The organism is Mangrovicella endophytica (assembly GCF_002893625.1).
Lineage (GTDB): Bacteria > Pseudomonadota > Alphaproteobacteria > Rhizobiales > Rhizobiaceae > Mangrovicella > Mangrovicella endophytica.
In genome coordinates, this window is the sequence record NZ_PKMZ01000006.1 from 173,533 (window position 1) to 184,977 (window position 11,445).

The following is an 11,445-nucleotide window of genomic DNA, read 5'->3' on the forward strand; positions in this document are numbered from 1 at the left end:
CGGGTCTGATCCCGCTCAGTCCTGCGGCACCGTGCCGGCGGGTCGGGGCTGCGGTCCCGGCGGCGCCAGCGGCAGCGCAACGAGCGGCGCGGGCACGTCCGTTGTTTTCACCTCGGCCTTGCAGAGGTCGGCGATGACGCAGTCTGGACAGTCCGGCTTCCTTGCCTTGCAGACATAGCGGCCGTGCAGAATCAGCCAGTGGTGGGCGTGGCGCAGCGACGCCGCCGGGATGATGCGCAAGAAGTTCTGCTCCACCTCCTCGGGCGTCTTGCCGGGCGCGATGTGCAGCCGGTTGCCGATCCGAAAGATGTGGGTGTCGACGGCAAGCGTCTCCTCGCCGAAGGCGGTGTTGAGGACGACATTGGCGGTCTTACGACCGACTCCCGGCAGCGCTTCGAGCGACGCCCGATCGCTCGGCACCACGCCGCCATGCCGCTCCACCAGCTGCGCCGCCAGCGCGGCGACGTTCTTGGCCTTGTTGCGGTAAAGGCCGATCGTGCGAATCTCCTCGCGGATGGCATCCTCCCCGAGAGCGGCCATGTCAAAGGCGTTGTCGGCGCGCGCAAAGAGGCCGGCCGTCGCCTTGTTGACGCCGGCGTCGGTCGCCTGCGCCGACAGGACAACAGCGACGAGAAGCGTGAACGGGTTAGTAAATTTCAGCTCCGGCTGCGGCTCCGGCCGCTGCACCGCAAATCGACGGAAAATCTCCGCGATCTCGGCCTTCGAATAGGGAATGCGCGGGCGCCGCTTGGCCGTCTGCCGAGCGGGCGCTGCCCGGGGGGCGGCACCATCGGCGGTTCTGTCGCGCTTGACCGAAGGGGACGCAGGAACAATCTTGGCAGCCATGCGCCTTCTTATGATCCGCGCCGATGACTGACAACGCGCCACCTGCAACGGCCGGGGCCGATCTTGCGGCTGCCGACCGGCCGATCTTCGAGGCGCTGCTGGTGCCTTACCGCTCGCTCGGCCGGCGCGGCTTCAACATCCTCATGCTCTTCGTCGGCGCCGTCAGCCTCGTCACCGGTCTCGGCTTCCTCTTCAACGGCGCCTGGCCGGTGATCGGCTTCTTCGGCCTCGACGTCCTGGTGATCTGGCTCGCCTTGAGGGCGAGCTATCGCGCCGCACTGGCGCGCGAGGAGGTGTCGGTATCGCGCACCGACCTGTCGATCCGCAAGATCTCGCCGAAAGGTGCCGTGCGCGAGGCGCATTACAACCCGTTCTGGGCGCGCTTCCGGGTGCGGCGGCACGAGGAGATCGGTATCACCGGCATGGCGGTACACGGCGAGGGACGCATGACCGAGATCGGCAGCTTCCTCAATCCGGACGACCGCGAGAGCTTCGCGATCGCGTTTTCACAGGCCCTGCAGACGGCGAAGGGCCGCTGATCAGCCCTCCAGCACGTCCTTCGAGGCCACCGTCGAGTCGGCATTGAGCCGGTAGACGATGGGAACGCCCGTGGCCAGCTCGCGGGCGACGATCTCCTCGCCGCTGAGTCCCTCCAGCGCCATCACCAGAGCCCGCAGGGAATTGCCGTGGGCCGCGACAATCACCGTGCCGCCGCGCAGCACCTCCGGCTGGATGCGATGGATGTAGTAGGGCCAGACGCGGGCGCCGGTGTCGCGCAGGCTTTCGCCGCCCGGCGGCGGCACGTCGTAGGAGCGGCGCCAGACATGCACCTGCTCCTCGCCCCACTTGGCGCGGGCATCGTCCTTGTTGAGGCCGGAGAGATCGCCGTAGTCGCGCTCGTTCAGCGCGGCGTCAGCGTAGGTCGTGAGGCCGGTCTGGCCGACCTCCTCCAGTACCAGCTTCAGCGTCCGCTGCGCGCGGGAGAGGGCGCTGGTGAAGGCGACGTCGAAGTGGAGGCCTGCCTCTTTGAGGCGGCGCCCGCCGGCCCGCGCTTCCTCTACTCCCTTTTCCGTCAGGTCGGGGTCTCGCCAGCCGGTGAAGAGGTTCTTCAGGTTCCACTCACTCTGGCCGTGGCGGACTAGGACGAGCGTGCGTGACATGGCGGCAGTCTCCGGGCTGAAGGGTGCAAAAGGCAGAAGGATCGGGCGGCTCAAAGGCCGAGTACATCTCGCATGGAATAAAGGCCGGGCGGCTGAGCGCGCGCCCAGAGGGCTGCGCGCAGGGCGCCTCTGGCGAAGATCGAGCGATCGCTGGCCCGATGGGTGAACTCGATCGTCTCGCCTTCACCGGCGAGAATGACGCTGTGGTCGCCGACGACCGAGCCGCCGCGCAAGGTGGCAAAGCCGATGGTGCCAGGCGTCCGTGCGCCGGTATGGCCGTCGCGCACGCGCACGCTGGCGCCATCCAGCTCGACGCCTCGGCCCGTCGCGGCGGCTTCGCCGAGCAGCAGTGCGGTTCCGGATGGCGCATCGACCTTGTGGCGGTGGTGCATCTCGAGGATCTCGATGTCGAAGGCATCCGGGCCGAGCGCGGCCGCAGCCTTCTCGACGAGCACGGCGAGCAGGTTGACGCCGAGGCTCATATTGCCGGACTGGACGATCGGGACAGCGCGCGCGGCCGCGGCGATGGCGGCACGGTCGTCGGCCGATAGCCCGGTCGTGCCGATGATATGAACGACACCGGCAGCGGCGGCACGCTCCGCAACGGACCGGCTTGTCGCCGGCGCGGTGAAGTCGATGACGCCATGGGCGGACTGCAAGGCTGATCCGAGATCATCGGTGACGATCACACCCGTGCGGGCAGTGCCCACCAGCTCGCCGGCGTCGCGCCCGCAATCGGCCGCGCCGGGACGTTCCACGGCGCCCTGGAGGACGACACCGGGCGTTGCCGCGATCGTGCTGATCAGCATGCGGCCCATGCGACCGCTCGCGCCGAGCACCACCAGCTTCATCGCGTCCATTCGGCTTATCCTCCCGCTCGAGCCGACCTACCGTCGCACCGAGGCGGCAAGGGCCTCCGCCTCCGGCCTTGCGTCCCGCGTCTGCAGCGCGTGGAAGCGCGCATAGAGGCCGTCGGACCGGTTCACCAACTCGCGATGGGTGCCGCCTTCGACGATGCGGCCGGAATCAACGACGAGGATCTGGTCGGCATTGACGATGGTGGAGAGGCGATGTGCCACGACGATCACCGTGCGATCCTTCATGATCTCTTCCAGCGCGGCCTGCACCAGGGTCTCCGACCGGGTGTCGAGGGCCGAGGTCGCTTCGTCGAGAAGGAGGATCGGAGCGTTGCGCACCAGTGCACGGGCGATCGACAGGCGCTGGCGCTGCCCGCCGGACAGCGTCACGCCGTTCTCGCCGAGCGGCGTGTCGTAGCCGAGCGGCTGCGTGACGATGAACTCCTCGGCCTGGGCGAGCCGCGCCGCAGCCTCTATCTCGGCATCGGTCGCATCCGGCCGCCCGAGCCGGATGTTGTCGCGGATCGTGCCCTCGAAGAGGTAAGGCTGCTGCGGGACATAGGCGATCTTCGAGCGCAGCGACCGCTTGGTGACGTCGCGGATATCCTGCCCGTCGATCAGGATGCGCCCTTCCGCCGGATCGTAGAAGCGCTGCAGCAGCGAGATCACCGTCGACTTGCCGCCGCCGGAGGCACCGATCAGGGCCGTCGTGCGGCCGGCCGGCGCGGTGAAGTCCATCCCGTCCAGCACGGCCTCGCCGGGATAATAGCCGAAGCTGACATTCTCGAAGCGAATGGTGCCGCGCTCGACCGCGAGTTCCGGCGCATCCGTCGCATCGGCCTGCCGCGGCTTCAGGTCGAGGATCTCGTAGATCATCGAGGCGTTCACCAGCGCCCGCTCCAGCTGCACCTGCAACTTGGCAAGACGGCGGGCCGGGTCATAGGCGAGCAGCAGCGCCGTGATGAAGGCGAACATCGAGCCCGGCGAATAGCCGTAGACGATGGCCCGGTAGCCGGAATAGGCGATGACGCCCGCGATCGCGATGCCGGCAATGATCTCCACCACCGGGCTGGTGCGCTCGGTGATCACGGCAATGCGGTTGGAGCGCTCTTCCGCGGCGTGGATCAGGCGCTCCACGCGCTCGCGCAGCGGCTGCTCCATGGTGAAGGCCTTCACCACGGTGATGCCCTGTGCGATCTCTTGCATCGCCGCCAGCACGCGGGCGTTGAGGTCGATCGACTGCCGGGTGGCGACACGCAGCTTGCGCGACAGGCTGGCGATCATCAGCGCTACCGGGGGTCCCGCGAGCAGCGCGATGCCGGAGAGCACCGGGTCCTGCCAGATCATCACCACGACGAGGCAGACCAGCGTCAGCAGGTCCCGCGCGATCGATGTGACCGTCAGGTTCAGCGTGTCGCGGATGCCGGAGACGTTCTGGTTGATCCGGGCGGCGAGATGCGCCGAGCGGTTCTCGGAGAAGAAGTCGACGGAGAGCTCCGTCAGATGGCTGAACAGGCGGCGCTGGTAGCGGGCGACGATGTTGTTGCCGATGCGGGCGAGGATGACCCCTTGCGCATAGGCGGCCACGCCGCGGAACAGGAAGGCGACGAAGACGGCGACCGGCAGCGCGGTCAGCATGCCGCGGTCCTGCTCGACGAAGATCTTGTCGATCACGTCGCGCATGATCCAGGCGAGAAAGGCCGTCGAGGCAGAGACGACGACGAGACACCCCGTCGCAAGGACGTATTGCGGGAAGAACTCGCGGCCGTTCTCGGCGAAGACACGCTTTAGAAGGCGGATGACGAGGCCGCGTTCGCTCGCCTTCTTCAGTGAGATCTTTTTCTTCTTCAAGGCGACCGGCCGTCTTCCGCTGAGGATTTCGCAAGGCGCGCGGCACGTTCGGCGGTCGCGGCAGCGCCTGCTGGCGCTCTATAGCCGCTTCCGTCCGCCATGCCTATCCTGCGGAAAGAGCGTCAGGCGAGCCAGCGACGGCCGGTGGTCTCAAGGCCGAAGAAGCGGGGTGTCCGCGCAAAGGTCGCAAGGCCGGCAAGCGCCGCCAGCGGCTCGGTGACGGCAAAGAGCGGGATGTCGCGCATCAGTTCGGTATGCGGGGCCTTGTCCTCGAAAGAGCGGCGGAACGCGGCGCGGTCGAGCGAGGGCAGGATGCGGCCGAAGATGCCGCCGGCGATATAGACGCCGCCGCGCGCCATGAAGATCAGCGCGAGATCGCCGGCAACCCGGGCGAGGCATGTTGCGAAGAGCGACACCGCCTCGCTGGCCTGTGCGTCGCGCCGGGCATTCGCGGCGTCCGAAATCTCGGCGGGCGTCGCATGAACCGCTTTGATCCCGTCCACGGCGCAGATCGCCTGATAGACATTGACGAGCCCCCGGCCGCACAGGATCTGTTCGGCAGAGACGCGGCCCTCGATCGTCTTCAGATGCGGCCAGATTGCGATGTCGCGGTCGCTGCGCGGGCCGAGGTCGATGTGCCCACCTTCGCCGGCGACGGGGATCCACATCTTGCGCGCCCGCACCAGACCAGCGACGCCGAGCCCGGTCCCGGGGCCGACCACGACACGGCTGGCGCCCTCGCGGATCGTGCCGCCGCCGATCTGCTCCAGCGCCGTTTCCGGCAGCGCGGAAACGGCAAGCGCCTGCGCTTCGAAGTCGTTGAGGACGATGATCTCCTCGAGCCCGAGCACGCTCATCATCTGCTTGGGCCGCACCACCCAGGCGCAATTCGTCAGGTCGATCTCGGCGCCGTCCACCGGTCCGGCGACGGCGAGCACCGCCGCCTTCGGCTGGATCGAGGTCTTGTCGAGAACAGCGGCTTGGATGGCCTCGTCGATCGTCTCGAAGTCCGCCGTCTGCACGACCGGAAACATCTTCGGCTCGGCATAGGCATCGACTAGCAGCGCGAAACGGGCATTCGTGCCGCCGATGTCGCCGATCAGGATCGGAAACTTCAGCACCTGGGCGCTGTCATGGGTGAGCGACATCGTTGACCCGTATATTCAATCGATTTGATAGGCGGGTGAGATAGATCATCTGCGACGAAAAGCAAAGCCGGCCAAGGAGATGCCTCTCCACCGGCCGGCCGCAACTTCTAGTTCATCGGCCGCTCGCCGGGGATCGGCACCCGGGCGATGGCCGGCGGTGGCGCAAAGCCGAGCGCTGCCGCCGATGCAGCCTGTGGCACGATTGTCGCCGGAGCCTCAGCTGTCGAGGCCGCCACGGTCGTTCCGCCATCGCCATCCGGCGCATTCAGGACGGCGCGGCAGGCCTTTGGCATGTCGGCGAGCGTCATCGGCGGCTTCGGCTTGACCGGCTTTGCGGGCTTGGTCGGCTTCGGCGCCGGCTTGAGGGCAACGTCGAACCACCATTTCAGGTCGCAGCCGTCATCCGTGCCGGTGGAACGCTGCGCCTCGCAGCCGGGCGATCCGGGCTGGCAATAAAGCCGGATGTGGAAATGGGAATCGTGGCCCCAATTGGCGCGGATCTTGTTCAGCCAGCTGCGGTCGCGGCCGGCGGTCTCGCAGAGCTTCTTCTTGATGCCGGGATGGACGAAGATGCGCTGCACCTCCGGATAGCTCGCGGCGCGTTTCAGGAGCCTGGCATAGACCGGGTTCCAGCGATCCTCGTCGACATAGTTGCTGCCCTTCTTCAAGAGTGAGACGAACTCCTTGTCCTCGCGCTCTTCATAGGAGAGGCGCCGGTTCGGCATCGGCTGCAGCCAGATGTCGGCATCGAGGCCGATCTGATGTGAAGCATGGCCGCTCGGCGCCGGGCCGCCGCGCGGCTGGCCGATGTCGCCGACGAGGAGGCCTGGCCAGCCATCCGCGACGGCATCGCGCGACAGGCGTTCGATCAGCGCGATCGTTGCGGGGTGGCCGTAGCGGCGGTTGCGCGAAAGGCGCATGGCCTGCCAGGTCTCGCCGTCGCTCGGCAGGGCCTCGGCGCCGGCGATGCAGCCCTTGGCGTAGAATCCGTAGCTCTGCGTCGGCATGGCGGCCGGCAGCTTCTGCGCGGCAAACAGCGTCTTGGCCGGCGTCGACTGTGCCTCTGCCGGCAATCCGCCGAGCAGCGATGCCGCGAGGAGGGCGAGGCTACCGCAGAGGCGGGCGCGGAAAACGGTCATGGCATGCTCCGATATCGCGGGGGCGACGCTCGTGAGGTCGTAGCGTGGCGGCATGGATCGAGACTTGCGGCAGCAGCGGCGCGGCAGTCACGGCTGAGCGTCCATGCCGCCGAGTTGCGACGCTTTCAGGGCAGTGTCATGTCCGGCAGGAGACTTGCGGGAAGCGATCGCACCATGATGACGCGTGTCGCGTTGAGCATAAGCTTGGCAGCGCCCCGGCCTGATCTTGCAGCGGCCTTAGCGACGCGCGATATCTTGGCCGTCGGATCGCCCTTCGGTCCGAAAAGGCAAGTCCCATGAACGACTTCATCCTGCCGCGCCACGATCGCGCCGGTCCGCTCGACGATCGCTCGCGCGAGATCTTCCGGCTGATCGTCGAGTCCTATCTCGACATCGGCGAGCCCGTCGGCTCGCGCATGCTCTCACGTCTCTTGTCGAGCGCCTTGTCGCCGGCCTCGATCCGCAACGTCATGAGCGATCTGGAACTGCTCGGCCTCATCTATGCGCCGCATGTCAGCGCCGGGCGGCTGCCGACCGAGATGGGCCTGCGCTTCTTCGTCGATGCGTTCCTGGAGGTCGGCGATCTGCCCCAGGGTGAGCGCGAGGAGATCGAGGAGAAGGTGCGCCTCGCTGGCGAGCAGCGGCCGTTCGACATGCTGCTGACGGAGGCGAGCCAGCTCCTCTCCGGCCTCTCTCGCGGCGCCGGCATCGTGGTGACCTCGAAGTCGGATCTCAGGCTGAAGCATGTCGAGTTCATCCGCTTGGAAGCCACGCGGGCGCTCGCCGTTCTCGTCGGCGCCTCGGGCGACGTCGAGAACCGCATCATCGACCTGCCGGCGGGGGTCACCGCCGCTCAGCTTGTCGAGGCCGCCAACTTCCTCAACGCCCATATCGTCGGGAAGACGCTTGGCGAGGCGCGCGAGAAGGTGGAACGGCTGAAGGGAGAGACGGCGACCGCGCTCGACCTCCTGTCGCAGGACCTCGTCGATCGCGGCCTTGCTGTCTGGGCCGGCGCCATTGAGGGCCAGCCGCCGCGGCTCATCGTGCGCGGCCGCGCCAACCTTCTGGAGAACATCACCGCCAGCGAGGATCTCGACCGCCTGCGCCACCTCTTCGACGATCTCGAAACGAAGAGCGGCATCATCGAGCTGCTCGATCTTGCCGAGAGCGGCAACGGTGTGCGGATCTTCATCGGCTCGGAGAACAAGCTGTTCTCCCTGTCCGGCTCCTCGCTCGTCGTTGCGCCCTATAGCGACGGGGCCGAGCGGGTGATCGGCGCGGTCGGCGTGATTGGCCCGACACGCCTGAACTACCGCCGGATCGTGCCGATGGTGGACTATACCGCGCGTCTCGTCTCGCGCCTCCTCAGCCAGGGCGCGGCTGCCCGGCGGCCTTGATTTTCGAGCCTATAAACTCGATATGGCGGGGAAGCGCCTTCAACCCCGGATCGTATCGTGAGCCCGCCCGCAGCGGCGCCGCATGCGCATCCGAGTTGTGTTCAAGACAAGCCGGACGAGTCATTCATGAGCCACGATACGTCGAACCGCCCTATCGATGACACTGAGGCCGAGGCTGCCGCGACGCCCGCCAACGATGACCGCGCAGAGGCCGCCGCAGAGAACCGCAGCGGCTTTGCCACCGGCGAGGCCGATGCAGCGGCCGCCGAGGACGGGCAGGCCGGCCTTCTCGCCGCGCTGCAGGCCGAAAATGCCGACGTCAAGGATCGCATGCTGCGCCTTGCCGCCGACATGGAGAACCTGCGCCGCCGGACCGAGCGCGAGGTCAAGGATGCGCGGCAATACGCCGTGACGAGCTTTGCGCGTGAGATGCTGTCGGTTGCCGACAACCTGCGCCGCGCGATCGAGGCCTTGCCGGCCGAGGCCCGCACCGGCGGCGATGCCGGCCTTGTCTCGCTGATTGACGGCGTAGAGATGACCGAGCGCGGCCTGCTTGCCTCGCTTGAGAAGCACGGCGTGCGCAAGCTGGAGCCGGAAGGCCAGCGCTTCGACCCCAACTTCCATCAGGCGATGTTCGAGATCCCGAACCCCGAGCTGCCGAACAATACGGTCGTGCAGGTAGTGCAGGCTGGCTACGCCATCGGCGATCGCGTGCTGCGCCCGGCCATGGTGGGTGTGTCCAAAGGTGGGCCGAAGGCCCCAGCCGAACCGAAGCCGGCGGCCGCCGAGGCAGACAACGGCTGACGGGGCCTCACTCAGCACCTCTCGAGATGTGGAAAAGGCGGGCCGATCGGCCCGCCTTTTTGCTGTCGCGCATCCGCGGCTTCGTTGAGGCGCCTGGCTCAGAAGCGGGGCGGCTGTAGCCCGGCGCTGCGATAGGCTGCGGTCAGCGTATTGGCCATCAGCATGGCGATCGTCATCGGCCCGACGCCGCCCGGTACCGGGGTGATCGCGCTGGCGCGCTCGATAGCCTCGTCATAGGCGACGTCGCCGACGAGGCGCGTCTTGCCTTCGCCGCGTTCCGGCGCGTCGATGCGGTTGATGCCGACATCGATCACCACGGCGCCCTCCTTGATATCGGTGCCGCGGATCATCTCCGGCCGGCCGACCGCCGCGATCACGATGTCCGCCGTGCGGCAGAGCGCGGCCAAGTCCTTCGTGCGCGAATGGGCGACGATCACCGTGGCATTGGCGACGAGCAGCAGCTGCGCCATCGGCTTTCCCACGATGTTGGAGCGGCCGACCACAACCGCCGTGCGGCCGGAGAGGTCCTCGCCGAGGGCGTCACGCAGGAGGATCATCGCGCCGGCCGGCGTGCAGGGCACGAAGGCCTCCTCCGGTGAGCCCGTCGCCAGGAGGCCGGCATTGATCGGGCTGAACCCATCGACATCCTTGGATGGATCGATCTCGCGCAGCACCTCCGTGGCATTGATCTGCTTGGGCAACGGCAGCTGCACGAGGATGCCGTGGATCGAGCCGTCGGCATTGAGGTCGCGCACGAGGTCGAGGAGGTCGTCTTCCGCCGTGTCGGCGGGCAGCACGTGCTTGACCGACTTGAAGCCGCATTCGAGCGCCATCTTCGCCTTGGAGGCGACGTAGACCTGGCTGGCCGGATCCTCGCCGACGATAACGACGGCAAGCCCCGGAGGCGCGCCGGTCTCGTTCGTGAGGGCTGGAACCGCCTGGCGGACCGTGTCCACGATGCGGGCGGCGGCAGCCTTCCCGTCGATGCGCTTGCCCTCGCTCACTGCTAGTCCCTCTCACACGTGCCGGATGCCGGTCTTATAGGAAGCGTCCGTCCGCCTTGGCAAAGGCTTTCCGAGGGAGTCGAGCAGGTCCCGTCGGACTTACGGGGACCAAAAGCCATAGAGGTGGAAACCGCCGATAACCGCGTCCGCAAAAATCTGTCGGCGAGACGCCGCCGCTGCCTGCGAAGGATCCAGACAGAAAGGATACAGAGCGGTGCCCGGCAATAAGTCATGGTCGGCAGAGTCTTATGTTATAAAGCTCGGCTTATGATGTATTCCGAATTATATATGTGAAACGAAGATTTAATGTTCAGATATAGCTCCAGAGATCGTTCTGATCTAATGTGCGTGAAGATTTAACCGACGGGGTATATCTAAGACAAGCTTGATGGAGGCCCTGACGATGCCTTCCAGCGTAGCGTTATGAGTCCGAGATGTTGAGCAAGCTGAAGATTTCGACAAAGATCATAATGACGGTGACAGGCGTCAGCCTGATTGGCTTGTTGCTGTCGATCTATTCGATCATGCAGATGAGCCGCATCGACGACGAGTATAGCTATCTGCTGAGCCAGCGTAGCGCTGCCATCATTCAGGTGACCAGGGCTAACCGCATGGTCAACCAGGCTGCCTACGCAGCTTACAAGACGATGGCCTACGATGGCCAATCCCAAGAGGCGAAGGGCGCCAGCGCCGACATCAGCAAAGACCTTGATGGGGCTCGGACAACAATGGCCGAAGCAGCGTCGAAGCTGCAGGATGCCAAGCCGGACTTCGATAAGCTAGCCGCGGTTCTCGAGCAGATATCCAGCAAGGCGCTCGAAGGTGCTGCCTTGGGAATCCAGAATCAGAACGACGAGGCTCGGGCCGCGCTGTCGGCCATGGACAGCTCGGTCGCAAAATACGTGCAAGAGGCAGTGGCCCTCGTGGATCGGCTCAAGGCCGACAACGCGGCTCGGTCAACCGACCTTTCAAACAACGTTGGCTCGACGATCATGCTCACGCTGATCGGTACCGTGGCCGGTCTGGCGATCGGCATCGGCGGCGCGCTCCTTGTCTCAAGCCGTGGCATCACGGGTCCGTTGAACCTGCTCGCTCAGCGCATGAAGGAACTGTCCTCTGGTCGCGTCGATACTCCGGTCGAGGGCACGGATCGCGGCGACGAAGTGGGCGCGATGGCGCGTGCCGTCCAGATCTTCAAGGATGCGGCGATCGAGAAGCAGCATGCCGATGCGGAAGCCG

Annotated in this window: 11 protein-coding genes; 4 read left to right on the plus strand and 7 right to left on the minus strand. The window is 66.4% G+C overall.

Annotation, left to right across the window (positions count from 1 at the left end):
• Positions 1–15: 15 nt before the first annotated feature.
• Positions 16–846, minus strand: a complete 831-nt coding sequence (gene nth / locus C0R46_RS14780; protein ID WP_102960412.1) for an endonuclease III — start codon at positions 844–846, stop codon at positions 16–18.
• 23 nt (positions 847–869) lie between these two features.
• On the opposite strand from nth, the gene C0R46_RS14785 reads away from it, so the two are divergent.
• Positions 870–1,385: a DUF2244 domain-containing protein gene (locus tag C0R46_RS14785; RefSeq protein WP_102960413.1), complete on the plus strand. Its 516-nt coding sequence runs from the start codon at positions 870–872 to the stop codon at positions 1,383–1,385.
• On the opposite strand, the gene C0R46_RS14790 is transcribed toward C0R46_RS14785, so the two are convergent.
• The 5 genes from C0R46_RS14790 to mepA form a co-directional block, all read right to left on the minus strand.
• Positions 1,386–2,006 carry a 2,3-bisphosphoglycerate-dependent phosphoglycerate mutase gene (locus tag C0R46_RS14790; protein ID WP_102960414.1) on the minus strand — a complete coding sequence of 207 codons (621 nt, stop codon included), beginning with the start codon at positions 2,004–2,006 and terminating at the stop codon, positions 1,386–1,388.
• 50 nt (positions 2,007–2,056) lie between these two features.
• Entirely contained in the window at positions 2,057–2,866 is an 810-nt protein-coding gene (gene dapB, locus C0R46_RS14795) for a 4-hydroxy-tetrahydrodipicolinate reductase (protein ID WP_102960415.1), read from the minus strand.
• A gap of 27 nt (positions 2,867–2,893) precedes the next feature.
• Entirely contained in the window at positions 2,894–4,714 is a 1,821-nt protein-coding gene (locus tag C0R46_RS14800) for an ABC transporter ATP-binding protein (protein WP_102960416.1), read from the minus strand.
• Positions 4,715–4,836: 122 nt separating this feature from the next.
• Complete coding sequence (locus tag C0R46_RS14805) at positions 4,837–5,862, minus strand: glucokinase (RefSeq protein ID WP_102960417.1); 1,026 nt, start codon at positions 5,860–5,862, stop codon at positions 4,837–4,839.
• Positions 5,863–5,969: 107 nt separating this feature from the next.
• Positions 5,970–7,001 (minus strand): penicillin-insensitive murein endopeptidase, encoded by a 1,032-nt coding sequence (mepA, locus tag C0R46_RS14810; RefSeq protein ID WP_102960442.1) that lies wholly within the window; start codon positions 6,999–7,001, stop codon positions 5,970–5,972.
• A gap of 296 nt (positions 7,002–7,297) precedes the next feature.
• Between mepA and hrcA the strand changes: the two genes are divergently transcribed.
• Positions 7,298–8,398 (plus strand): heat-inducible transcriptional repressor HrcA, encoded by a 1,101-nt coding sequence (hrcA, locus tag C0R46_RS14815; protein WP_102960418.1) that lies wholly within the window; start codon positions 7,298–7,300, stop codon positions 8,396–8,398.
• Between the two features lie 126 nt (positions 8,399–8,524).
• On the plus strand, positions 8,525–9,202 hold the full coding sequence (gene grpE / locus C0R46_RS14820; protein ID WP_102960419.1) for a nucleotide exchange factor GrpE: 678 nt from the start codon (positions 8,525–8,527) through the stop codon (positions 9,200–9,202).
• A gap of 98 nt (positions 9,203–9,300) precedes the next feature.
• Here grpE and folD read toward each other — a convergent pair whose 3' ends face one another.
• Positions 9,301–10,206: a bifunctional methylenetetrahydrofolate dehydrogenase/methenyltetrahydrofolate cyclohydrolase FolD gene (folD, locus tag C0R46_RS14825; RefSeq protein WP_102960420.1), complete on the minus strand. Its 906-nt coding sequence runs from the start codon at positions 10,204–10,206 to the stop codon at positions 9,301–9,303.
• Between the two features lie 434 nt (positions 10,207–10,640).
• Here folD and C0R46_RS14830 point away from each other — a divergent pair.
• The coding region (locus C0R46_RS14830) for a HAMP domain-containing protein (RefSeq protein ID WP_114348470.1) at positions 10,641–11,445 on the plus strand (805 nt) is incomplete at its 3' end.